Origin of the sequence: Microcoleus sp. AT8-B5, from assembly GCF_036705565.1 — a bacterium.
Classification (GTDB): Bacteria; Cyanobacteriota; Cyanobacteriia; order Cyanobacteriales; family Microcoleaceae; genus Microcoleus.
In genome coordinates this window covers 53,501-78,261 of sequence record NZ_JAUBUY010000018.1, presented here as the reverse complement: position 1 = coordinate 78,261, position 24,761 = coordinate 53,501, and the positions used below count along the sequence as shown (strand labels likewise).

Here is a 24,761-nt window from a genome sequence, read left to right as displayed (position 1 = left end):
CGATCGCCCGTTGGGGAAGCCCGCCCCTACGGGGGCTACGCCAACGAAGCAGATCGATCGCACCGCATAAAATCCCTCAAACCTAGCAATCTCCCCAATTTCCTCATGTCCCTGCAACTGCGCGTTTACGTTCCTCCACATCCGTTAATTAAACACTGGCTGGCTGTTGCCCGCGACGCCGCCACCCCATCGGTACTTTTTCGTTCTGCGATGACAGAATTGGGAAGGTGGCTGGCTTACGAGGCGATTCGAGAATGGCTGCCGACAGTGGAAACAACGGTGCAAACGCCTTTGGCAGAATGTCCGGCGACTTTTATCAACCCAGAAGCTCCGTTAGTTGTGGTACCGATTTTGCGGGCGGGTTTGTCACTGCTCGAAGGAATTCAGACGGTTGTGCCGCTGGCTTCGGTTTACCACCTCGGCATGGCAAGAAATGAGGAGACGCTGGAACCGACTTGTTATTTGAACAAATTGCCGGCGCAGTTTAACCCGGAAACGCGGGTGATAATTAGCGAGCCGATGCTGGCGACTGGCGGGACGATTATAGCGACTATGCAGGAATTGACTGCACGGGGAATTGATCCGAGCTTGATTCGGATTATCTCTGTGGTGGCTGCTCCTCCGGCTTTGAAGAGGCTGAGTGCAGAGTACCCAAGTTTGATGATTTACACGGCAACGATCGACGAAATAGTCAACGAACAGGGCTTTATTGTACCTGGTTTGGGAGATGCGGGCGATCGAACTTACGGCACATGAACCAGCCAGTCAGTCAATTTTAGATTTTAGATTTTAGATTTTAGATTGACTCGACAGATAAGTCTGGGGGCTTGTAGGCCTTTTTGGGGGGGGGTGAGTGGTTCCAGGAACCAGTTGCTGAAATATCGGGGGAAAAAGATGAAAATCAAGCATCCAGGATACCCGCCACGTGATTCATTCCAACGCGCAAACTCAGGATCCAGAAATAAAAAACCTGTATCCGATGAAACTTGCCGAACGTATTTATCCGTGGGGTCAATCCTTCAATCCTTCAATTCTAAAATCTAAAATCTAAAATCTAAAATCGATTGACCCTGGTTTGGTAAAAGCAGGCACCGAGAGAGTTAGAATCAAAAGTACAAGTCAAAAATAAATAGCGTTTAGCACTCATTGCCCGTGAAACTTGATTCTGTTCCGCCAAGCTTGTCTGCTTCTGACTCAGTAAACCCCAATTATGATTTACCACAACAGGTACAACTACAAATAAAAGAGGTTACTGAGATTTGTGCTGCTTTAACCCCGGAGCCCGCTGAACTCTCAGTGACTGTAAATCCCGATATTTGTCAGGAACAAAAGAAACTGAAGCCCAAGCACTGGGCAATTTTTGCTTCGACTTTTGCAACTATTTTTTTAGCTGAAATTGGAGACAAAACTCAGATCGCGATTTTGCTGATGACGGCTGAATCTCGAAATCCTTGGATCGTGTTTGCGGGTGCGGGTTCGGCTTTGATAGCAACCAGTTTGCTGGGGGTGTTGCTGGGAAGGTGGCTGGCTAGTCGGATTGCTCCGAGAACTTTGGAGAGAGCAGCCGGAGTGATTTTACTGGCGATTTCGGCGGTTCTGCTGTGGGAAGTGCTGGGTTAATTGTCTGCCTTGTCGGTAAGTCGTAGATTTCTACAATAGCTAACTAAGAACTAAAAAAACATGGACTGGCAACTTTTGGGAATCAGTTTTATTACAGTGTTTTTGTCAGAATTGGGAGACAAAAGTCAATTAGCTGCGATCGCCCTGGGCAGTAGTTGTAACTCGCCGCGGGCTGTATTTTTTGGTACGGCGTCGGCGCTGCTGTTGGCCAGTTTTATCGGCGTGGCCATTGGCTTCAGCACGGCAGAGGTGTTGCCGGAACGACTGGTAAAGGGACTCGCGGCGATCGGATTTGCGGTAATGGGTTTGCGCCTGCTGTGGCCAAAAGCAGATTTACCGGAAGCATCGGAGTAGGGCAGTCGATTTTAGATTTTAGATTTTAGATTTTAGATTTTAGATTTACTCTACAGATGAATCTGGGAGTTTAAACAAGAGTCTAAAATTTTGCTTTCTCCACGGGAGGAGTTCGCAAGTATCCGTTTTTGCGCTGGTTCAGGAAACTTGACCGTATAGTTGTATCAAATCAGTTAGCATCGGAGATTATTCATATATCTCCGATCTTCATCTGCGTGAATTAGCGTCAATACATTGTCATCTGCGGCCCAAGAAATTCTCTTGTTTTGAACCGCAGATAAGGGCAGATAAACACAGATTAACGCCGATGAATATCAAATCCGGTGTTTACGATCGCGTTAAAATTTAAAAAAAATTAGCGGGGGGCGTGAATTCACGCCCCCCGCTGCGGGTTGAGTCTTTTTTCTCCACTCAACCTCTGAGCAGGGTGTCGATTAAACTTGGTTTTGGTAGCACCAGCCCAGCAGCGTACCGGCGACAGCCAACTTCAGCGCTTCCAATGCAAAATAGCCTTGGTGCAGTAGATTCATCCCGGCGGGGACTTCTGCTGCGGAATCGAACAGATTTAGCTGCAGTCCCAAGGCGCTCATTTGGGGTGTCAGGGCGTAGGTGTCAATCAGGGCGATCGCCAGAAGTACCAATGATAATAAAATTGCTGTGCGGCTGCGCTTGCCGAAGTCACCGACTAAATTGCTCAAAACCATCAAACCCGTTGCCACCACGCCCGCACAGATTAACTCAACGCGGTTGAATCCCCAGAACATTAAATTCCCGGCAGTTGCAAACTCCGGTGATGTCGTCATGCCAGATACGTAGAGACTGGGCATAATTACTAGATCCAAAATCAGGCTAACGCTGAGCCAGAAAATTAGGGCAACCATGACAATTGCTTGCCAGCGCGGTTTGATTGATTCCACTCTTGATGTTGTAATAGCTGTCATATAATTGAGCCTCTAAAATTTTCTTCTGCCTTTTCTAGAGTTTAACTAACTTTTTTCTCAAATCGTGTTAAGTATTTTTAAATTAATGGTAACTTTTGTGTAACAGACGCTGAAGAATTGTTAAGCTCACTTATGTTTGTCATCACCTCGGTTAATTAATACTAATTCCGAAAAAGTACGGAATAAATTAATAATTACTCACAGGACTTATGCACTGCGACCAAAGACATCTGTTTTTGAACCTGATTAAAGGTCATAACGTATTTTTTTCATAAAAAAACCGGGTTTCTGCGTCCAGAAATAACTCCTAATTTAAGTGTATATGCCTAAATTTCAATTATCCTCTTGGTTGCCCCGTCTCCCGCCTCAAGTCTGGATTCTTGCCGCCGGCAGATTCCTCTCCCAAAGCGGCACCGGTTTTACTTTATTTTACGCGCCGATATTTTTTGTCGATCGCGTCGGTTTATCTGCTACTGCTGTTGGGATTGGTTTGGGTAGCGGTTCAGTTTCGGGAATATTCGGCAGAATTTTGGGCGGTTCTTTTTGCGATTCCAAATTTTGGGGAAGGCGGCGAACTTTATTGCTGGCGACAATTATTTCGGCGGCGGCTTCTTTTGTACTGGCGGGGACTAATGATTTCGCTGGCTTAATTGCGGGCAATTTACTGATGGGTTTTGGGGTGGGTTTGTATTGGCCTCCAACCGAGACGATGGTGGCGGATTTAACCGAGGGCGAACAGCGACAGGAGGCTTTTGCTTTGACGCGGCTGGCTGATAATTTGGGTTTGCAAGTTGGGATTATTTTGGGTGGTTTGTTAATTTCTATAACGGGGAATTATCGATCGCTCTTTATTATTGATGGTATCTCGTTTTTAGTGCTGTTTGCAGTAGTTGCGATCGCGATCGCCGAAACCTACAAACCAGCTAATCCAGGGGATAGAGGCAAAAAGAATCGGGAAAATGGCTGGATGGTGGCGCTGAGCGATCGAAGTCTTCTAGTTTATGCTTTAGTAAATACCCTGTTCACATTATATATTTCCCAAATCCAAACCACAATGCCGCTGTACTTTAGCAAGTTTGTCGCGGTGGGGACATCGGGAAAAGGCTTTTCTACAGGTACAATTACGGTTTTGTTTGCTTTTAGCACGTTTTTAACTGTGGCTTTGCAACTGCCGGTTGTTAAAGCTTTGAAGCGGTTTTCCCATCCGAAAGCTTTGATGATTTCTGCGCTGCTATGGGGAATGGGATTTATCGCGATCGGCTTGACGGGAATGGCTGCCACTGGCAATCTATTATTAGCTGTTTTAGGCTTGAGCTTTTTGTCGATGGCGACTGTTGCTTATACGCCTTTTGCTTCTGCTTTGGTGGTGGATTTAGCGCCGGAGTCTTTGCGGGGCGTGTATTTGGCGGTTAGTTCTCAGTGTTGGGCGATCGGCTATTTAATCGGGCCGCCCCTGGGCGGTTTGGCTTTGGATAGAGGTAAAGGGGCGGCGGATAATTTTTGGTTGGGTTTGGCTTTGAGTGTGGGCGCGGCTATTTTTATTTTGCAAAAGCTCGATCGAATGTTGAAAAATAGCAGTCATTAGTTATTAGTAATTAGTCATTAGTCAGCAGTCATTAGTTATTAGTCATTAGTCATTTGTTGCTGCTATAGCAATCCTACATGAGTCGTAAATTTTTTACCCCACCCCAACCCTCCCCTTAGTAAGGGGAGGGAGTAAGAAATTTACAAATGATTTAGGATGGCTATACCAATGCCCAATGCCCAATGCCCAATGCCCAATGCCCAATGCCCAATAACCAATAACTAATTTATTTTCGTCGATCGCCCAATTTGCGGTAAACTTCTCTCAAATCAACTTGATGGTGAGCCAAAGCAACCAAAGCGTGATAAAATAAATCCGCAACTTCCCCAGCAATCCCCTCTTTATCGTCATCTTTGCAAGCCATCACAACTTCCGCCGACTCTTCGCCAATTTTCTTGAGAATCTTGTTGTCGCCGCCCTCGAACAATTTGCAAGTATAAGAACTTTCGTTAGGATTGTCTCGCCGATCGCAAATTACCGCAAATAATTGAGATAACATATCCCCTGGCGGCGGTTGAATTTCCCCATCAACTTGGTGAAAACAACTTCTTTCTCCCGTGTGACAAGCAATATCTCCGACTTGTTCGACAGTGACTAGCAAAGCATCGCTATCGCAGTCGTAACGCAGCCCTTTGACATTTTGAATGTGTCCCGAAGTCGCGCCTTTGGGCCACAATTGGGCGCGCGATCGACTCCAAAACCAAGTTTGCCCGGTAGAGAGCGTTTTTTGCAGGGACTCCCGATTCATCCAGGCCATCATTAACACTGTACCGTCCAAATAATCTTGGACGATCGCAGGCACTAAACCGCGATCGTCGTAACGAATCTTTTCAATTGGGATCGATCGGCTCAAACTCGATAAATCAGTAGTAGACATAATTTTATTTCAACTTGGTAATATAGATTAACGCTTTCCTGTCGGAGATTGTTTTTTTATTAACCGCAGAGAACGCAGAGGACGCAGAGGAAGAGAGAAGATTGAGCAAGGGATGGCTAAATTGTCAAGAACTATTTTACAAAAAATTACATTTTAGGGCGCTCGGTGCTAGTGCGACAAAGCCTAAAAAACCCAAGCTAGTATTGCTACTGATTGGTTTGTACCCTAAAATCTACTAGAATAGTTTCCTTGAATCGACCTAACCTTTATGTTGAACTGGCTATAAAATTATTCTACCAACAACAGACGTTCACTAAGGAGAAAACATTGGTTTCCACAACCTTGAAAACTACCAAATCAGAAGAAATTTTCGCTGCAGCCCAGAAGTTGATGCCAGGTGGCGTCAGTTCCCCCGTCCGCGCCTTCAAATCCGTGGGCGGACAGCCCATCGTCTTTGACAGGGTAAAAGGAGCCTACATTTGGGATGTTGACGAAAACCAATACATTGACTATGTAGGCACTTGGGGCCCCGCCATCTGTGGCCACGCCCACCCGGAAGTCATCAAAGCCTTGCACGAATCTTTAGAAAAAGGTACGAGTTTCGGCGCACCATCGCTGTTGGAAAACGTACTCGCCGAAATGGTCATCGATGCCGTTCCCAGCATTGAAATGGTGCGATTTGTCAACTCCGGCACCGAAGCCTGTATGGCCGTTTTGCGCCTGATGCGAGCTTTCACCGGACGCGATAAACTGATTAAATTTGAAGGTTGCTATCACGGGCACGCCGATATGTTCTTGGTAAAAGCCGGTTCCGGTGTCGCAACTCTGGGCCTTCCCGACTCTCCGGGCGTCCCGAAATCCACTACTGCCAATACCCTCAACGCTCCCTACAATGATTTAGAAGCAGTCAAAGCTTTATTTGCCGAAAATCCCGGCGAGATAGCAGGCGTAATTCTCGAACCAGTGGTGGGGAATGCCGGTTTTATTACCCCGGATGCAGGTTTTCTCGAAGGTTTGCGGGAAATTACTAAAGATAACGGTGCTTTGTTGGTTTTTGATGAAGTAATGACTGGTTTCCGCATCGCCTACGGTGGAGCTCAGGAAAGATTCGGTGTCACCCCGGATTTGACTACTTTGGGTAAAGTTATCGGTGGCGGTTTGCCGGTGGGAGCTTACGGGGGAAGGCGGGATATTATGGGGATGGTGGCTCCTGCTGGCCCGATGTATCAAGCGGGTACGCTTTCGGGAAATCCTTTGGCGATGACTGCTGGGATTAAGACTTTGGAATTGCTGCAAAAACCCGGCACTTACGAACAGTTGGATAAGATTACTAAAAAACTGTCTGACGGATTGCTAAAAATTGCTAAGGAAACCGGGCACGCGGCTTGGGGCGGGCAAATTAGCGGGATGTTTGGCTTGTTTTTTGCGGCTGGCCCGGTTCACAATTATGAGGATGCGAAGAAGTCGGATTTGACAAAGTTCAGCCGCTTTCACCGGGGAATGTTGGAGCACGGAATTTATCTGGCTCCTTCGCAGTTTGAGGCGGGATTTACTTCTTTGGCTCATACTGAGGAAGATATCGATCGAACTTTGGCTGCAGCGCGTGAAGTGATGGCCAGTATTTAACGTGTGTAGTAAGGATTTTCATCCTTAAAACTCAGGAATAAATAATTAAAGTCCTTGCTGTTTGTTGGCAGTAAGGACTTTAATTTTTAACTGCTTTATCAAATAAAGTCCTGAATCATACAGACTATTCAGGACTACCTTTTAATCAGGCTTACAGGCTTTTTTAGTAAATTTTCACGGGGTAATTCATGTTTAAGGGTGTGAGGGAATTACAAATTAGTAATTATAGGAACTCTCTACTTTGCGGTAGCAATCCCTAACTTAGCTCCCTTAATTCGGCGTAATCGATCCATAACTTCCACAACATTTCCGTGATTGACGCTTTTATCTGCATTCAACACAATTAAGGAGTTCTGATTTGACCCCATTACCTGTCGCACTGTACTCTCAATCTGGTCTAAGTTGACTAACTTTTTATCAACCATTAATTTTCCATTAGCATCAATGGTGACGGTAATTTTAGCAGGCGAGTCCTGAACTTGAGAGGTTGATGCTTTCGGTAAATTTACGGGTAGACCCTCGGATTTGGATAAAGACAGAGAGGAAACAATTAAAAACGTTAATATGGCGAAGACCACATCAATCATTGGCACGATGTTAATCTGGGCAATAGTCTCAGGTTCATCGGGTAGGCGCATAATTAGATTCTCTTGGTAGTTTTTCGTAGCGGTGACGGTACATTAACTCTAGCTGGCCTCCAGCTTCCTGAATAAAAGCTATCTGCTGTAAGTAAAACCCGCGAAACATATTGGCAAATAAGAGTGTAAAGATTGCCACAACTAACCCTATTGCCGTAGAAACGAGGGCTTCGCTAATCCCAGAAGTAACGCCTGCGGCATTGGTGCCCGTGGCATTCCCCAGTTTGAGAGAACTAAAGGTGGTAATTAACCCCAAAACTGTTCCGAGCAACCCAAATAGTGGGGAAAGGCTGATAATGGTGTCAAATATTGTATTGAATCGCTTCAGGATGGGGATTTCTGCCTGAGCACCACTCTCTAAGGCCAAACGAAATTCTTCGATGTTGGGGGAGTCTAATTCTAAAGCTTCTAAAAAAATCCGGGCTAGGGGCAAATCGCTGTTTACTTGTAACTTTTTGATGGCGGAATCGGGGTTTTGACTGTAAAGCTGTAGCACTTCTCGCACGACTCGCCGCTGCCGCCGATTTACCCTAAACCAAAAGGCAAGACGCTCTATGATCAGCGCGACTGCTGCGATTGAGGAGGCAAATAGCGGCCAAGCAACAATGCCTGCGGCGCGAAAAATGTAAATGAAAGCATCCATTGATTTGTACTCTCGCTAGCTCGGTTGAGTGATCGCAAGCTGCCTAATGCTGTAATTAGCCCGATCGAAGGTTGGTAGAGTTTCTGCGTCAAGTCGGCACAAGTGATTCAGGCTGCGAATTGTTTCACTCAAGCGCGATCGCACTACCTGTATGTGACTATCTTCGTCTGTACCCAAAATGCTCCTACTGCGATCCCGATCGAGATCGCGACAGATTGTTCTGCCAGTGCTTCTTTGCTAAATATTTGCGTTAGGACTTGACAATAATCTTCAATAATTTAAAAGATTCTCAACTAGGTTTCCACAAAGTTCAGGGTTTGTCAAGTCATGCGCCACACTTTTAGATAATAATTATCGAACTGATAGCAAAAAGAAATAAGTTTTACTAATTAATTGATTTTTATGAAAAGCTTGAGAATGTGGAATTTTGTTGGTAGATTAGGGGCTAGAGTATTGCATTTAAGGCGTTGTGGAACCTGGCCCTGCCAGAATCAGAACATTGACACCGCCCATAAGAGCAAAGTAGACGCCCCCAAAGAAAATGCTGATTGGTAGCCTCTAGCCCCTATCTCAAAATTAAATAATGAAAATTAATTGCAAGAGTCTTGAACAGGGTGACAGTCTTCTTATAGGATGGGTAGGTTCATCAGTGATAGCAAGCTCAACCCGCAGTTGGTAGCTTGTTTCGGGTGATGTCGGGGAGCCAGCGAGGATGTTGCCATCCATAAAGGAGAGTGAGAAGGCATGAGTTTTTCAAATATTTCGGCGACGCAAAGACAACAACAAGAAGAAGCTCTCAAAAAAGTTCTGGCGATCAGTCTGTTAGCCTCAACCTTACTGCACGGTGTCGCGCTGCCGTTGAGCCTCAAGTTCGTCAAACCTGCTGAATTTGAAGAGGATGCAATTGAAATTGTTGTGCTTGATGAGCCAAAAGTAGAGGAAACCCAGCCAGAGCAGACTATTCCAGAAAAGGCATCTCCCCCGCCTGAGACGTTAAAACCAGAACCGCCACCAGATCCAACTCCCGCAGAGGAGCCACCAGTAGCGGCAACGCCACCGCCGATTCCAGAGGAGCCACCAGTAGCGGCAACGCCACCGCCGATTCCAGAGGAGCCACCGGTAGCGGTAACGCCACCGCCGATTCCAGAGGAGCCACCGGTAGCGGCAACGCCACCGCCGATTCCAGAGGAGCAGCCAGTAGCGGCAACGCCACCGCCGATTCCAGAGGAGCCACCGGTAGCGGTAACGCCACCGCCGATTCCAGAGGAGCCTTCCCCCGCACCTCAAGAGGATTTCAATTCCCCAAAAACTCCTCAAACCCCGATCGCTCAGGAACCCGAAACCCCCTCGCCCGATCCTCCAAAAAGCGAACCACCCGTTAGCGACTCCCGCCCCAAGGGTGCTGCGAGTCTCCCAGACTTTACAAAAGATGCTGGAAATCTCAACTCCTCAGACAGCCCTGAAAACCAGCCGCCTGCTTCGGCGGGTAGCGGGGAACCTTCCTCAGAGCCATTAAATCCTTCTTCCGGGCCCCTACAGCGATCGCCCGCGGCTGGCCCGCCAGTCACAGCTACTAGGCCAGGAGGCGGTAGTAACTCTGGAAATGCGATCGGGGATCTCACAAACCCCTCCTCCCCTGATAGCCCCGGAGGAAGTGCGTCGAACTCACCATCCGGTGCCCGCGAAAATGGCAACATACCTTCTGATGAGCCATTTGCGGCTGGTTCGGGGCGATCGCCCCGATCGCCTGCGGCTGGCTCCCCAGTCACGGCCACCAGGCCAGGAGGTGGCGGAAATTCGGGAAGTGCGATCGGAGATTTAGGAAACCTCCCCTCCTCTGGTAGCCCTGCAGGAAGTGCATCGAACTCATCACCCGGTGGAGGTGGAAATGGCGGCGGGGGTTCGTCACAGCCATTTGGCAGCGGTTCCGGGCCAATGCCAAAACCGACAAATCCAGGAAGAGGGGGGAGTCCTTCGCGCCCTGCCGGCGCGCCTCTGGCCACTTGCATTAGTGGCTGCGGTAAACCTGAATATCCGATCGCAGCCAGAGAAGAAGGGCGCCAAGGCCAAGTGGAACTCATTTGTGACATTGACCCCAACGGTAAGACATCCAACATCAAGATATTGACTCCTAGCAAATACAACGACTTGAATCGCGCAGCGATGAAACAAGTACAAGAAAGGAAATATGCCCCATCAGAGAGTGGCATTCAAGGGGAAAGAATAGTCATTATCTTCCGGCTCACTGACTAGGGATTTTATTGAGACTATAGCAATTTGGCTGGGAATTCTATAGCACCGTCCAAGGAATAGCAAAGTTAAAAGTTGAATTTTTTGTGAATTATGAATGTGGGAATGTCGTCAGCAATATTAAGTAAACTTCAGCGAGTTGGACTCACTCTATTACTTGGTACCAACTTGGGAATGGCTTTGTTGTTTGCCAACCCTCACAGCGCAATGGCAGGAGTAATTACTTTACCCGATGGCGGACGTTGCGAGGGAGAATTGAGTGAGGGAAAACTCAGCGGCCCCGGCATGTGTCAATATGCCAACGGCGATCGCTACGAAGGCTCTTTTCTCAACGGCCAACCTCACGGTCAAGGAATTTATACCTTTAAAGAAGAAGGTAAATATCAAGGAGAATTTGCCTTGGGTGAATTCAACGGTAAAGGTGTCCGCGAATTTGCTAACGGCAACCGCTACGAAGGTACTTTTAAAAACGGTGAGTTCGACGGTACAGGCACTTTTACCTCGACTAACGGCATTCGTTACGAAGGCTCTTTTACGAGTGGTTCTCCCAGCGGTCGTGGGGCTTTTACGTTCAGTAATGGCACTCGATGCGAAGGAGATATTAAAGAAGGAAAAGTTAACGGCAAAGGCGTCTGTCAATATGCTAATAAGAACCGCTACGAAGGAGAGTTGCTGAATAACTTGCCTCACGGACAGGGAATTTATACCTTTGCGGTCGGAGGCCGTTATGAGGGGCAATTTAGTGAAGGGCAATTTCACGGTAAAGGGGTTCGCGAATATCCGAATGGCAACCGCTATGAAGGAGAGTTTGTCAAGGGCAACACTCAAGGTCAGGGGTTGTTTACTTTTAAAGAAGGAGGACGTTATCAAGGGCCGTTTGACAATGGAGAATTTAGTGGTGAAGGTGTCCGCGAGTTCGCCAATGGAGATAGCTATAAAGGCACTTTTGTCAAGGGTAAGATGAGCGGGAAAGGAGTTTACGTTTTTAAGAATGGCGATCGCTGCGAAGGCGAATTTAGCGATGGTCAGTTCAACGGCAAAGGTACCTGCATTTACGCCAATGGCGATCGCTATCAAGGTGAATTCCTCAACGGCCAGAAACACGGGCAAGGTTCCTACATTTATGCAGATGGAACGAAAGTAGAAGGAAATTGGCAACAAGGTCAAATTAAAAAATAACCTTATAACCTATCTCGCCCTACTTGTTTACCCCCCCTCCTCACCAATAACATAAGGCGCTTTACAGTAGGCACAGCGGCGTTTTATAGCGCTTTTCAAGTTGGTGAGCTAGCGGAGGGTTTTTAATTTCACATCCGATTTACACAGGGTCTTTTTTAGGATTTTCTGGATAGCTCGAAGAAAAGTTATTTTTTTAACTGCATATCGACTCAGATAGACGTAGATAGATTACATTTTGGGGCAACGGATTTGGTATAAATTTTTCCCTTGTTCTCCATAAAAGGGGTTTAAATCCTCGGCGTTTTGTTCATGCAGCTTGTTTAAAAGGCTGCAATTTCTCAGTTTAAACCACCCTAGCCAATTAATTTCCAGTGTTTCTACAACTAAAAAAACAAGACCGACGGATTGTTTCGTTATTAATGAGTTTTATTTTAGTTTTGCTTCTAAATAATGGGGTTCAATCCTCGCCTCAAACAGGCACTCAAATTCTTTGGGATACCTATGGAATTCCACATATTTACGGAGAGAATACTAAAAGCCTTTTCTACGCTTTTGGGTGGGCGCAGATGCAAAGTCACGGTAATCTGATTTTGCGTCTTTACGGGCAAGCTCGCGGACAAGCTGCGGAATTTTGGGGTGAAGATTATCTGGAATCCGATCGCTGGGTGCAAACTATGGGAATTCCTAATCGTGCAAAGGCGTGGTATGAATCACAAACTCCCATTTTTCGCAACTATCTCGATGCTTTTGTTGGCGGAATGAATGCCTATGCAAAAGAACACCCAGAGGCGCTCACGGAAGAATTAAAGGTAGCATTGCCCCTCAAACCGGCAGATGTATTGGCACACGAGCAGCGTGTCATCAATTTTACTTTTGTAGTCGATCCAGAGCGCGTTGAAAATCTCACTGAAAATCACACCCCCAAAGGCTCTAATGGTTGGGCGATCGCTCCTTCCCATTCTCAAAGTGGCAATGCCATGCTATTGGCAAATCCTCACCTTCCTTGGTCGGATTTATATTTATGGTACGAAGCACAACTGGTTGCCCCAGAAATTAACGCTTACGGAGCGACTCTCGTCGGATTTCCTGTATTAACGATCGCCTTTAACGACAACTTGGGATGGACTCATACTGTCAACACTCACGATGGCTGGGATGCCTACGAATTGCCCCTCGCTAACGATGGCTATCGCTTCGATGGCGAAGTCCGAAGTTTTGACAGGGAAGAGAAGGTTTTAAAAGTCAAAGAAAAGAATGGGAATTTGCGATCGGAATCTCTAGTAGTGCGGCGTTCTGTTCACGGGCCGATTCTCACAGAAAAACAGGGCAAAGCGATCGCCCTGCGCGTTGTCGGACTCGATAAACCAGCAGCCCTTCAGCAGTGGTGGGATATGGCACGAGCCCGGAATTTCAATGAATTTGAGGCTGTTTTAAAGCGCTTAGAAATTCCCATGTTTACCGTCATGTATGCCGATCGAGAGGGGCATATCATGCACTTGTTTAACGGTCAAGTCCCCATTCGCAAAAACGGAGATTTTAAATACTGGTCAGACACAATCCCAGGCGATACGTCAGAGACTTTGTGGAGCAAAAATCATCCTTATGCGGATTTGCCGCGCGTTGTCGATCCGCCCAGCGGTTGGTTGCAAAATACCAACGATCCTCCTTGGACAACGACGTTTCCCAGCGCGATCGCACCGAATAATTATCCCGCCTACATGGCACCGCGCGGCCCGATGGATTTGCGATCGCAGCGATCGGCAAAAATGCTGTTAGAAGATGAAAAAATCTCTTTCGATGAATTGATGCAATACAAACATTCTACTCAGGTAGAACTCGCCGATCGCCTCCTCGATGATTTAATTCCCGTCGCACGGCAAGGCAGTGAAAAAGCGCGCCGCGCTGCGGAAGTTCTCGCCACTTGGAATCGCAAAGTCGATGCTGACAGTCGCGGTGCGGTGCTGTTTGCCTTTTGGAAAAAAGCGATGGATGCCGATAAGTTATTCGCTAAACCTTGGAGCGAAGATGCGCCTCTAACGACGCCAGACGGGTTGGCAAATCCTGCGGAGGCGGTGCGGGTGCTGGAAGCGACAGCAACCAAAGTTGAGGCGACTTATGGCGCGTTAGATGTGGCCTGGGGGGAAGTCTTCCGATTGCCTGGGGAAGCGAATTTGCCGGCAAATGGAGGTGACGGTGATTTGGGTGTATTTCGCTCAGTATGGTTCGCTCCTGGGAAAGACAATCGCTTTCAAGCGGTTGCAGGCGATTCTTTTGTGGCTGCGATTGAGTTCTCGAATCCGGTGAAAGCGATGGCGCTAAACAGTTACGGCAACGCTACTCAACCTGGTTCGCCCCACGTCGGCGATCAGTTGCAGCTCTTTGCTCGCAAGGAATTGCGCCCTGTATGGCGATCGCGATCGGAAATTGAAGCTCACCTGAGTTCGCGCCAGAAACTATAGCAACCGCCAAGGCGGTTAAGACGTAGACTAGAAATAGTCCCGCTTTCTGCGATCGCACTTTTCATGCCCAAACCCTACAGCTACGACCTACGTCATGCCGTTATTCAAGCCATCAAGCTAGATGGCTTAAAAATTAGTGAAGCCAGTATTATATTCAACCTATTCCCCAGACCTTAACAAAATAGAGCAATGCTGGTCTTGGTTAAAAAGTCGCATCCGCAAACAACTAGATCAGTTTGATTGTTTACCAGATGCAATAGAGAATGTCTTACGCTTTGCGTCCTAACCGCCAAGGCGGTTGCTATACTTTTTCAGCAAACCCCAATTAGCTCTAAATTTATCTGAGTATTTCTACTCATTGCATGATTGGGATGCTTCCTTTAAAATGAAAATCGCTGGTTTTTATTAGTCTATGTCTAGCCACAATACTTAAGGAAATCGAACAGATGGTGGATCAAGACAGTATTCTTATTGAAGTGAATCAAATTTGCAATTTAAATTGTGAATATTGTTTTTATCATGATCATGGTAGATATAAAGAACAAATGACACTTAGTATGTTTAATGAGGTACTAAGGAATGAACCAAAAAATATTTTTATAACTGGAGGAGAGCCTTTTTTGAATCCCAATATCATAGAAATGATTAAATTGGCGAAAAGTAAAAATATAAAATGTTCAATATTTACAAATGGCATTATTCTGTTAAAATTATTGGATTCGGTTGATCCACAAGATATATTTGAAAATCTTGATAAAATCATTATTTCCTTCGATACTTTTGACAATGGCTATTCATTAAGAACGATAAATAGCAGTTCTATATTAAAAGCAATTGATAAAGTTTTAGAGTATAAAAGTTCATTGTTAGAAGTAAAAATATGTCTCAATAATTATAATATAGAACAATTTAGAAAAACTGTTGAAACTTTAATTGAGAGAGGAGTAAATTCCTTATCAATAAATTTAGTTCATGATATTGATAGTAGTAGTAAAAAGTTTGATATAAAAAACACATCAGAAATCACAGAGGTATATAAAGTAATCCAATATTACTCCGCATATTTTAATCAGAATTATGTGAAAGCACATCAACAATATCTTAATAAAGATATATCTAATTTAATTAAGACCTGTAAAGCATGGGATGGATTTAACTTTGTTAATTGTTTAGGAAAGACCTATGGTTGTCCTGCGTCTATGCAAGAAACTAGAATAGACAAAACTAAATGTGTAAGCGAAAAATGTATAAACTTGTGGGAGATGTATTAAATTGAATATTATATTTGAAGGTATAGATGGAGTTGGCAAAACCACACTTATAAGTAAAGTGATTGAACAACTTACCAAAGATGGGTATTTGGCAAGTAATATTTCAGAGTTAGAAGATACTCCTTTAAGAACTTTATTAGATAATTTATTAAAAGAAGATATCTTTTTTAAAAGTAATAAAACTTTTAAAACAAGTATATATGAAACTTTCCTTTTATCAGCACATTTTTTTTATAAACAAGAGTTTTTTAGAAATGATTCAAACAAAATCAATTTCTATGATAGAGACATTTTTACTCTATTGTGCTATCAAGAGCAAATGATCAAACTAGAGTACGGAAAACAAGCAAATGCTTTTTTGGGTTATTGGAAAAGCTGTTTAATGTTTGATTTGAAAAATATAGATTTATTAGTATATGTTAGTGTTCCAGTATCTTTAAGCTTTGCTCGCATTGAAAAAAGAGATAACATCAGTTTGACCCAAAGCCAAAAAGAGTTTTTAGTTGACACAAAAGAATGCTTTGAGGAACTTATCAAATCTGTATGTCAAGAAAGAGATATACCTGTTTTATTAATAGATGGCAGCAAAGACCTAAAGAGTAACATCCAAATAATTAGCGAGAAAATTAAATGCATAAATTAAACATTAAGGCAGATAGTATAAACGCCACAAAAGAAGATATAGACAATATAGCAGAAGCTTTAGCTGATTCAGATGTTACTGTTTTTAATAGCAAAATATTAAATAAGTTTGAATCTCTATTGTCTAATTTTTTATCAAAAGATGAAGTAGTAAAAAATATCACAATGCCAAATTGTACATCAGCAATATTTGTGGCATTGCAACTAATAGATTTACAGGAAAATGATGAAGTAATTGTTCCAAACTTAACTCATGCTTCAGCTATTTTGCCTGTTATACATATTCATGGCTGTAAAATTAAAGTTTGTGACTTTCAAGAAAATTCTTGCGATTTGAATTTAAATCATTTAAAATCCTTAATTACTTTAAGAACAAAAGTATTAATTGTATCTTATCTGCACGGGTTTCCTTTTAATTTAGATAAAATTAAAGAAATTTGCGAAGAACATAATATTAAAATTATAGAAGACTCAGCCCAAGGTCTAGGAGTCAAAATAGGAAAAAAATTCGCAGGAACTATTGGCGACTATGGCTGCTTTAGCTTTGGTGCTAATAAATTACTAAGAACAGGTGAAGGAGGTGCTTTGGTTTATAAAAATGAAAAAGATTTTGATATTATTAATCAATATAGGCACGTTGGGGAAATTTGGAAAAAATCAGGTTTATCAACAGTTTCTAGTAACTTGACATACCGTGACATATTAGAACATGGTTTTGATTATATAAAAAAGGGATTTAATTTTAGATTTAATCCAATAAATATCGCATTGGGAATTAGATGTTTAGAAAATTTAAATACTATAATTCAGGATAGACAATATAAGTTAAGTTTGTACCAAGAAATATTAAGAGATGTACAAGGAATCAGGTTGATAAATGACTCTATCATTAAAACTGCTCCTATTTCAGCTTGGTTTTTAATAGATCCAGAATTGTACGAAATAAACAAACTCATAATTAAGGCTATTGAGTTAGGAATTCCAATAGGGAAATTTAAATATCCAACGGTTACAGAAACAAAAGGATTTAAAAAATATATTATCAATATTAATGATGAATTTATACACTCAAATTATGTTAAAAAAAATAGTATATTTCTTCCACTTTACGAAAATATAAAAATTGAAGATGTAAAAGCTATTGGAGAAAACATCAAAGAAATATTAGTCAATTTTGAACAAATTACTTTTAATGAAAAGCTATTAGATGAAAATATAAAGTATTTTAACGGTTTCTTTTTAAAATGATTGGGGGATATAGATGAAATTACTAAGTAAGGAAAAAATTGGCTTTAGTAATGAGAAGTTTGAAAAACTTAGCTGGGATCAATTTGAAAAATTGTCTAATTTCATTGTAAATGATATTTTTCTCAGTAACTTCCATTTAGAAAAGGTCTCTTTGTTAGGTATTGCGAGAGGCGCATTGCCCCTTTTGTCCTATGTTTCACATCATACAAAAATTAGAGATTTGTCAATTTGTCAATTAAAAATGACAAATAGTGATAAACCATTTGATTACGGAACATCATCCATACTACTTAAAGCAATAAGAAATGATTTTGATAAATTTATCATATTTGAAGATATCATTTTTAGAGGGCAGACAATAAAGCTTGTTCAAGATGAAATATACAAAAAAAATAAAGATATTCTAGCTATATATTCATTACTTGTAGATGAATCTTATGAAAATAAATTTATTACAGCACAAGTTCGATCTGCTGCTCTTGTTAAACAGAATCATTGGGTGAAATTTCCGTGGGAGAGCGATGAGTTATGAAATGGATAGCATTTTTTTCACAAACTGGAAATGAAATTATAAATATAACTCAAAATATTAATATTTCACCCGATATAATTGTAACAAATAAACAAAATATAGAACTATTAGAAATCACTAAATTATTCGCATCAAAAATATATAAAATGCCAAATAATCCGAAAGAAGAAGATTATTTTAAATTATTTAAACTGATAGAAATTGACACAAAAGCTACCCTAATTACATTACACGGTTTTTTAAGAATTATTCCTAATAGCATTTGTAACAATTATAATATTGTAAATTTACATCCAGGGTTAATTAACAAATATCCAGAATTAAAAGGTATCCATCCTCAAAAAAAAGCAACTTATTTGAAACATCCAATCATTGGATGTGTTATACACAAAGTATCACCAATCGTTGATGGGGGTGAAATTTTGCTATCTGCTTCAGAAGAAAGTAAATACAATTTAACTGATAACTTGAAAGTTTTAAAAGATTTGTCGTTGAATTTATGGCTGAAGTATCTTAAATCGGAAATATAGCAGAAGGAAGAAGGAAGAAGGAAGAAGGAAGAAGGAAGAAGGAAGAAGTTAAAAAGGCGTTGCATAATTGCGGGATGGTTTTGATTGTTTTGTGGGATGGGATCTCTTCGCCCGAAGGCGTGTATTTTCACAGCAGGCGGGACGGCTAACCCCACTCCCCACAAGAATCATCCTCAAATTGTGCAACGCCGTTAAAAAACCTCTCTCCTTTTACCTTTCCCATTTCCCCTTTACGCATCGCGCAGCAGCCGGCAAGCATACCCACCGACTGCTACGAGCAATAAGCCCAGCGAGGAGATAGCGTATAACAAGGCCATGCCAGCACCGGCACCTGTCCCCATAATTGGGCCAAAAATAGCTGCTAAAAAACCTCCCGGTTGCATGGCGGGTTCAAAGACGCGATCGGCAAGTGGCCCTGCGATCAATAAACCGATCGCAGACGCCAATTGCACGATAACTGCTCTGGTAGCAAAAACGCGCCCCTGTACTTCTGGTGCGACTTTCGCCAACCAAATCGCCTCGTTGGAACTGCCGAGGATGGGGAAATTGAAAGACGAACAAAATTGAGCGGGAATCCAGATAGAAAGGGCCTGGCCGAAAGCAAAGACTATTTTACTCAAGCCCGCGCCTGCCATGCCGAGCAGAAAGCCCCGGATTCGGCGTTTGGGGCCGCCCCATATACTGACGATCGATGCTCCTAAAACGCCGCCGGCGCCGGCGGCTGAAAGGATAGTACCGAGGATTCTGGCATTGTTGTCGGTGCGTGCCAGAATCATCGGTGAGTAGAGGGCCGCGCCGATGTCGTGAGCGAACCAGAATAGCGACACGGACACCAGCAAGGCAAGCAGGCTGGGACGATCGACGATGTAGCGGAATCCGAAGCTGAGTTCTTGCCATAGGTGAAAGCGAGTCGCTTGGGGATTGGAAGCGATCGCGGGCTGTGGTATTTTGACAGATACTAGGGTGGCGATCGCGATTGTAAAAGTTGCCAGGTCGATCGTAAAAATCCCGCCGGGCCCGATCGCAGAATAGAGAATCCCCGCCAGTGTCGGAGCAATAATACTCGCGCCGTAATTTGCCAAAAAACTTAAACTGCTAGCGCGGCTGTAATGCTTTTCTGGCATCATTGTGGCGATCGCTGCTGAGTAAGCTAACTGCTGAATTTGGTCAAAAATTCCGTTAATCGCAGCCGCTACATATATATGCCATATTTGCAGGTTTTGGCTGATATAAAGTAATAGGATAGTGAGCGTTAACAGAGCTGAAACCGCATCACCTATCCCCATCAAAAATTTTCGATTCCAGCGATCGACGAGAATGCCAGCAACCGGAGCGAGCAAGATGCGCGGCAATTGAGTAAAAAACATCAACAAAGCCAAAGCTGTCGCTTGACTGGTAGAGTCCCAAATCCAAATAGTCAGCGCAAACGCGGACATAGCGCTGCCAATCATCGAAGCAGTTTGTCCGAGCCAGAGTTGAATAAATTTTTGCATTAAAGAAGCGATTGATAGGATTTAAAATTGAGAGAATCGGGGTTTTTAGGCAGGAGAATGACCGAAAGCATCCAGGATACAAGCCTCCGGATTCATTCCTTCGCAGACTCAGGACCCAGAAATAAAAAACCTGTATCCGAGAAACTTGCCGAACGTATTTATCTCGCGCAAGTCAATGCTTCAATCTAAAATCGAAAATCGAAAATCGATTGACACCCGCATAAAACCACACATTGCTCTCATTAAAACCAAGGCCATTGCTGGCTAAGGGGAGATAATTCTTCATATTGCTGTCTCGCCTCCTTGCGGTAAAATTTCACCAAATGCCGCTGTCGCCACATCAGTACGCCCGTAACAAACAGTACGATCGCTGCTAATCCTGCGATCGTGTGTACCAGCCGCAAGTAAATTCCGCCATAGCTGCCAATATGTAGCGGATAAAGCGAGTTGAGAATTCGATTTGCGACAGAAGCTGAATTTACGCTGTCAGCCTGCAATATTTCGCCACTGTATTGGTCGAGATAAATGGTGCTAACCCCGTTTGGATGCGGCTCGTTGGGAAATTTTTTCCGTACTTTAAAAATGCCTTCAGGCGTCAAAGGCAGAGAAATAAAAGTAGTTTTAGCTTCGGGCCAAACGGTATTAACTTGGTGTAAGATTTCGTCAATGTTTTGCCTCGAACTGCTAGAGTGGGGATGAGAATTCAAGGCGGGCTGTGGCTTTTCATTGGTTAGCCAATACAATGTCGATTCAACCGGCGCATAAAAAATTATCGCTGTCCCTGTAGCGGAGATGAGTATGAGAAAAGCGACCGATACAATGCCAGAAACGTTATGTAAATCAAATACAGTCCGCTGCCAGTGAGCTTTCCAATTAACAGAAAATCCGCGAGCCAAATTGCGCCAGCCAGTCCACAATACCAAACCACTAAAAGTTAGGCATAGCATTACTAGACCGCAAATACCGACCACAAGATGACCGAATTCTCCTCCCGCTAATTCCGCGTGTAACGTAAAAATAAAACCTGTAAAAGTTTCTTTCTTAAGGCGCGAACCATTAATTTTTCCGCTGTAAGAATTGACATAAACGTTAACTATTTCTTCACTCTTAGACAGCATTGAAACTTGGCAAATATCCTTCCCTGAGCGTGGCAGCAAAATACTAAGAGCTTGATTTTGCGGATAAGCTTTTTCGACAATATGCAGGACATTTTCCAGCGGTATTCGTTCGGCTTGAGGAATTACTTGCAGGAGTTGGGGATTGAAGAACCGATCGATTTCTGGACTAAAAACCAGCAAGCTGCCCGTTAAAGCAATTACTGCTAGAAATATTCCTACTACCAACCCCAAATACAAGTGCAGTTTGAATGCGAGTTTGCGGAACTTCATCTCTAGATTTTTCTCAAAGCCGTTAACTGTTATCATTAAGGTAAAATCGGTAGTCCGACAGGGAATGAATTCCCTGTCTCAAAGCTAAAGTCCTCGCTATGAGGACTGAGAAAAACACTTTTCAACTCATTAGTCCTCTTTTAGAGGACTTTAGCTATTAGACAGGGGTTTCAACCCCTGGCGGACTGGCGGACTAGCGGGTGGCCGCGAGGACTGGCAGACTAACAGCTTAAATTGACACCAATGGGTTCTTGGAGTGTCCCTACGGGGGATATTGAATCTACTTCATAAACCTGCAATCTGCTGTAATTACCAGTTAAGGCGGTAATTAACACTGAGAGTCAAACCTCTGCCTGCATAATTAGCGCTGTCCGATCCAAATCCAGCTAAGTATTGGGAGATCACGGGAAAATATTGATTATTCAATAAATTCTCGACTTTGACTTGTAGCAGCCCCGATCCAATTTTAACCGCGCTGACGTAATCCAGTGTGAGATAGCTGCTAATCGGGCCGCCATCCGAGCCGTCTTTGAAGGCTTGATCGCGATTTCCAGAATATAATAACTGTAACCGATTGTTCCATCCCGGCAAAGTTTCGTTTTGAACATAAGCTGTTAGCTTGAGGGGTGGAATTCTGCTGCTATCGAGGGCGATGTAACGGTTGTCCTCCTCATATTCGCCATGAAGATAGGTAGCAGTCCCGCCGATCGACCATGCTCGTGCAGGTTGCCAATCCACAGTCCCTTCTAAGCCGTAAATGCGTTCTGGGGCGCGGATTAGTTCCAGGCGACCTGTGTTGCCAACTGGTTGAAAACTGATGCCTAGATCGGAGGTATTGTAAAAAGCGGCAAGCGACATTTGCACGGATCGCCACCCTCCTCGAATGCCAATTTCGTAGCTGTTGACTTTTTGCGGTTGAGTTACTTCTAACGAGGATTCAATTCCCACAAAATCGTCGGGGGGTTGGCGGAGAATGCGGCCAAAATCTGGAACTGAGAAACCTTGAGAAAAGTTGCCAAATACGTTGAAGGTGTCATTAATTTTATAGACAGCCCCTGTATTAAATAGGGTGGCGTTAAATTTGCGATCGCCTCCTTCGATCTGGCGATCGTTAAAAGTGGTATAATCATTGACGTTTAACCCGACGCGTTCGTGACGTATCCCCCCACTTAGAATCACGATATCGTCAATATTCCATTCCAATTGACCGAAAAAGCCAAGGCTGTTGTAAGTGTAAGGAGGGACGAAAGGACGCTCGGAAATTTTCCGGTAAACCCTGCCACCACTTGCGTCAACTCTCTCTGGGTCGTACAGGTCGAAACGCTGTTTGCTATCTTCAGTAACATAGTCTGAACCCCAAGTTAATCGAAGATTTTCGGCACTGGATAAAGGAGTGGTGACCGCAAGCCTTCCTCCTATTTGTTCGTTCTCGGCTCGCGAACGAGCAACGCCGACAAACGGGCCAAAGAAATCGGACGTGCGAAAATCAGAGGGAACACTTACATTGGAATTCGTTCGATAGTAAATTTGACTTTGAAGGCTGCTGCCAAAAAGGTTTTGGTTGGTGTAACTGAGGTTGAGCTGTGTACTTCTATTTCCCGGTGTTTCCCCGTCAATATCCAAATCTCCGGTTCGGATGGCGCGGGCTTTTTGCCGTCCTTCCTGGTCGTCAACACTAAAGTCTGGAATCACATTGGGATCTTGAGTTTCCCGATAGTGATTGACAGTTAGTTGCAGCCGCTGGTTGGTGTCCAAATCTACCCCGACTTTGCCCATCACGTTGAAGAGGGTGCTGCTATCTCCGCCGAGTTCAAAATAGGGAATGCGCGAGCCTTTGGCATCGTAAAAAGCTCCACTTCTAGAGAGCGAGACAGTGCCCGTCAGATCGACATTGCCACTTCGGCCAGAAACCGTCTGCTGAGCGTTAAAGCTTAGAGCATCATCCGTGTTTGTTAAACCGCTACTGACGCCCACTTCAGTAACAGCACTTAGCCTTTCCTCAGTTGGCCGACGAGTAATAATATTAACCACGCCACCTGTAGCCTGAGCGCCGTAGATTGCTGTAGACCCCCGCACTACTTCAATGCGTTCGATCGCGCTAGGATCGATGTTTCTAAATTCTCTGCCAAACGATTGAAGATTGGTCGTTTGTGGCACGCCGTCAATCAGAACGGAAACGTCCCTACCCCGCAAAGTTTGTCCATAAGTGGCAGTCAATTGAGTCGGGGGCGCGAAACCGGGAACCTGATTTGCCAGAGCTTCCCCGATATTTCTTGATTGCCCTACCTGCTGCTGAAGTTCTTCGGAGTCTACCACCGTTATAGAGCGCGGCACGTTGGTCACTCTTTCTGCGGTTCGTGTTGCAGTGACGACGATTTCAATCGGGTCTCTCCCCGCCTGTGGCGTCCCAGGTGGCTGCGCTGTCGGGGGCAAGGGTGATCCGGGCGTCCCAGGTGGCTGTGCTGTCGGCGGCAAGGGTGATCCGGGTGTCCCAGGTGGCTGCGCTGTAGGTGGCAAGGGTGATCCGGGTGTTCCAGGTGGCTGCGCTGTCGGCGGTAAAGGTTCTGCAGGTATCTCTACCGGCTGCCCTGTCTGTGGGAAGGGTGCTGCAGGTGCCCCCGGCCGCTGTGTTGTAGGAGCAGGTGCCCCCGGGCGAGCCGTCATCTCCGAGGTGGGTTTTAAGCTGAGAATCAGACCCGCAGCATTAGGAATCACCCGTGCCACTGGTTGACCCCTCTCGCCAACGACTTTGATTCGGATGCTGTTGTTATCTAAAGGAGTAACGGTGACAGAAGCAATTCCGGCTGCAGGCTTGTCTTGACGAAACTCATTTCCCCCCGGTAGTCGCAGTTGAGCGGTGATGACATCAGCTTGTAAAGTTTCGCCAAAGCTGGCGCTGAAGACTTGCAGGGGTCTTCCATCTTCAGTATCTAGGATGATTTCAATGCCTTCTGACGTGGGCTTGAGGCGAACGCCCGTCACCTGCGCGATGTTGGAAGCGCACGCCGACTGAGCGACTAACGCCGACACGACTCCTGCCAGCCCAAGGCTATTTAATAATTTCTGCGATCTCTTCATTACTATTTAATCAACAATTAATGGAACTTCGGATATGTGGTTTGCGTTGCTTGCACAACAAAATGTGTGAGTGAGAGCGTTGCTGCTCTTCTCTGGCTCCTAAAACTGACCTGCGGAAGATACGACCTAGTTGTCGGGCGCAGTTCGATCCGATTCTCCCGTCGCTAGCAGCCTTTGTCTGGGAACACAGCAGGCGCGTGAGGGCGAAAGCCTCAGTCCGGTGGCGCTCTGGACGATCGCCCACGGTTGGCACCTTCCTCGGTTAAAGGAAGTAGCCACTGGGTGCTTAATGAGAAAGTGCCTTAATTAGATAACAGAGCACTTGCATCTGTCAAGAGTTAACTAATGAAAATATATTGCAGTTTAAGATAGGGGGTGTCACCCCTCTATCTAGTGACACGCCACTT

At 44.6% G+C, this 24,761-nt stretch carries 21 protein-coding genes and 2 pseudogenes; 15 read left to right on the top strand and 8 right to left on the bottom strand.

The genetic code is table 11. The features are described 5' to 3' along the window. Window positions 1–105: 105 nt before the first annotated feature. The 3 genes from upp (at window position 106) to QUB39_RS14455 (ending at window position 1,974) form a co-directional block, all read left to right on the top strand. On the top strand, window positions 106–756 hold the full coding sequence (upp, locus tag QUB39_RS14465; RefSeq protein ID WP_333058287.1) for a uracil phosphoribosyltransferase: 651 nt from the start codon (window positions 106–108) through the stop codon (window positions 754–756). Between the two features lie 396 nt (window positions 757–1,152). Beyond that, a complete protein-coding gene (locus QUB39_RS14460; RefSeq protein WP_333058286.1) occupies window positions 1,153–1,620 on the top strand; it encodes a TMEM165/GDT1 family protein in 468 nt (155 codons plus the stop codon). A gap of 60 nt (window positions 1,621–1,680) precedes the next feature. Beyond that, on the top strand, window positions 1,681–1,974 hold the full coding sequence (locus tag QUB39_RS14455; protein WP_333058285.1) for a TMEM165/GDT1 family protein: 294 nt from the start codon (window positions 1,681–1,683) through the stop codon (window positions 1,972–1,974). Window positions 1,975–2,408: 434 nt separating this feature from the next. Here the strand turns inward: QUB39_RS14455 and QUB39_RS14450 are convergent, their stop codons facing one another. Beyond that, complete coding sequence (locus tag QUB39_RS14450) at window positions 2,409–2,915, bottom strand: hypothetical protein (protein WP_333058284.1); 507 nt, start codon at window positions 2,913–2,915, stop codon at window positions 2,409–2,411. Window positions 2,916–3,237: 322 nt separating this feature from the next. On the opposite strand from QUB39_RS14450, the gene QUB39_RS14445 reads away from it, so the two are divergent. Further along, a complete protein-coding gene (locus tag QUB39_RS14445; protein ID WP_333209344.1) occupies window positions 3,238–4,500 on the top strand; it encodes an MFS transporter in 1,263 nt (420 codons plus the stop codon). A gap of 226 nt (window positions 4,501–4,726) precedes the next feature. Here QUB39_RS14445 and hisIE read toward each other — a convergent pair whose 3' ends face one another. After that, window positions 4,727–5,377, bottom strand: coding sequence for a bifunctional phosphoribosyl-AMP cyclohydrolase/phosphoribosyl-ATP diphosphatase HisIE (gene hisIE, locus QUB39_RS14440; RefSeq protein WP_333058282.1), 651 nt, complete (start codon window positions 5,375–5,377; stop codon window positions 4,727–4,729). A gap of 327 nt (window positions 5,378–5,704) precedes the next feature. On the opposite strand from hisIE, the gene hemL reads away from it, so the two are divergent. Continuing rightward, complete coding sequence (hemL, locus tag QUB39_RS14435) at window positions 5,705–7,003, top strand: glutamate-1-semialdehyde 2,1-aminomutase (RefSeq protein ID WP_333058281.1); 1,299 nt, start codon at window positions 5,705–5,707, stop codon at window positions 7,001–7,003. A gap of 236 nt (window positions 7,004–7,239) precedes the next feature. Here hemL and QUB39_RS14430 read toward each other — a convergent pair whose 3' ends face one another. From QUB39_RS14430 to QUB39_RS14420, 3 genes are read right to left on the bottom strand one after another with little or no spacing between them, the layout of a single operon-like run. Beyond that, the gene (locus QUB39_RS14430) at window positions 7,240–7,641 is read right to left on the bottom strand and encodes a biopolymer transporter ExbD (RefSeq protein WP_333058280.1); all 402 of its coding nucleotides are present in this window, start codon (window positions 7,639–7,641) and stop codon (window positions 7,240–7,242) included. Further along, window positions 7,625–8,284 (bottom strand): MotA/TolQ/ExbB proton channel family protein, encoded by a 660-nt coding sequence (locus tag QUB39_RS14425; protein WP_333058279.1) that lies wholly within the window; start codon window positions 8,282–8,284, stop codon window positions 7,625–7,627. Before QUB39_RS14425 ends, QUB39_RS14430 begins: the two co-directional genes overlap by 17 nt. A 15-nt stretch (window positions 8,285–8,299) precedes the next feature. After that, complete coding sequence (locus tag QUB39_RS14420) at window positions 8,300–8,461, bottom strand: hypothetical protein (RefSeq protein WP_333209347.1); 162 nt, start codon at window positions 8,459–8,461, stop codon at window positions 8,300–8,302. A gap of 567 nt (window positions 8,462–9,028) precedes the next feature. On the opposite strand from QUB39_RS14420, the gene QUB39_RS14415 reads away from it, so the two are divergent. The 10 genes and pseudogenes from QUB39_RS14415 to QUB39_RS14375 all read left to right on the top strand — a co-directional run bounded on the left by QUB39_RS14415 (window position 9,029) and on the right by QUB39_RS14375 (window position 18,395). Continuing rightward, complete coding sequence (locus QUB39_RS14415; RefSeq protein WP_333209348.1) at window positions 9,029–10,537, top strand: TonB family protein; 1,509 nt, start codon at window positions 9,029–9,031, stop codon at window positions 10,535–10,537. Between the two features lie 102 nt (window positions 10,538–10,639). Next, window positions 10,640–11,713 (top strand): hypothetical protein, encoded by a 1,074-nt coding sequence (locus QUB39_RS14410; protein ID WP_333058276.1) that lies wholly within the window; start codon window positions 10,640–10,642, stop codon window positions 11,711–11,713. 371 nt (window positions 11,714–12,084) lie between these two features. Further along, window positions 12,085–14,172 carry an acylase gene (locus QUB39_RS14405; protein WP_333209352.1) on the top strand — a complete coding sequence of 696 codons (2,088 nt, stop codon included), beginning with the start codon at window positions 12,085–12,087 and terminating at the stop codon, window positions 14,170–14,172. Window positions 14,173–14,235: 63 nt separating this feature from the next. Then, a pseudogene (locus tag QUB39_RS30620) lies at window positions 14,236–14,334 on the top strand (IS630 family transposase); the annotation flags it as partial. Beyond that, window positions 14,333–14,458: pseudogene (locus QUB39_RS14400) on the top strand (transposase); the annotation flags it as partial. The pseudogenes QUB39_RS30620 and QUB39_RS14400, both read left to right, overlap by 2 nt. A 160-nt stretch (window positions 14,459–14,618) precedes the next feature. Then, the gene (locus QUB39_RS14395; protein WP_333209355.1) at window positions 14,619–15,443 is read left to right on the top strand and encodes a radical SAM protein; all 825 of its coding nucleotides are present in this window, start codon (window positions 14,619–14,621) and stop codon (window positions 15,441–15,443) included. Window position 15,444: 1 nt separating this feature from the next. After that, window positions 15,445–16,086, top strand: coding sequence for a deoxynucleoside kinase (locus tag QUB39_RS14390; protein ID WP_333209356.1), 642 nt, complete (start codon window positions 15,445–15,447; stop codon window positions 16,084–16,086). Beyond that, window positions 16,074–17,333 (top strand): aminotransferase class I/II-fold pyridoxal phosphate-dependent enzyme, encoded by a 1,260-nt coding sequence (locus tag QUB39_RS14385; protein ID WP_333209358.1) that lies wholly within the window; start codon window positions 16,074–16,076, stop codon window positions 17,331–17,333. Before QUB39_RS14390 ends, QUB39_RS14385 begins: the two co-directional genes overlap by 13 nt. A 13-nt stretch (window positions 17,334–17,346) precedes the next feature. Then, window positions 17,347–17,865: a hypothetical protein gene (locus tag QUB39_RS14380; protein WP_333209360.1), complete on the top strand. Its 519-nt coding sequence runs from the start codon at window positions 17,347–17,349 to the stop codon at window positions 17,863–17,865. Next, complete coding sequence (locus tag QUB39_RS14375; protein ID WP_333209362.1) at window positions 17,862–18,395, top strand: formyltransferase family protein; 534 nt, start codon at window positions 17,862–17,864, stop codon at window positions 18,393–18,395. Before QUB39_RS14380 ends, QUB39_RS14375 begins: the two co-directional genes overlap by 4 nt. 230 nt (window positions 18,396–18,625) lie before the next feature. Here the strand turns inward: QUB39_RS14375 and QUB39_RS14370 are convergent, their stop codons facing one another. The 3 genes from QUB39_RS14370 to QUB39_RS14360 form a co-directional block, all read right to left on the bottom strand. Continuing rightward, entirely contained in the window at window positions 18,626–19,888 is a 1,263-nt protein-coding gene (locus tag QUB39_RS14370) for an MFS transporter (protein ID WP_333209363.1), read from the bottom strand. 242 nt (window positions 19,889–20,130) lie between these two features. Then, window positions 20,131–21,312 (bottom strand): PepSY-associated TM helix domain-containing protein, encoded by a 1,182-nt coding sequence (locus tag QUB39_RS14365; RefSeq protein ID WP_333053477.1) that lies wholly within the window; start codon window positions 21,310–21,312, stop codon window positions 20,131–20,133. A 273-nt stretch (window positions 21,313–21,585) separates the two neighbouring features. After that, entirely contained in the window at window positions 21,586–24,354 is a 2,769-nt protein-coding gene (locus QUB39_RS14360; protein WP_333209365.1) for a TonB-dependent receptor domain-containing protein, read from the bottom strand. Between the last annotated feature and the right edge of the window lie 407 nt (window positions 24,355–24,761).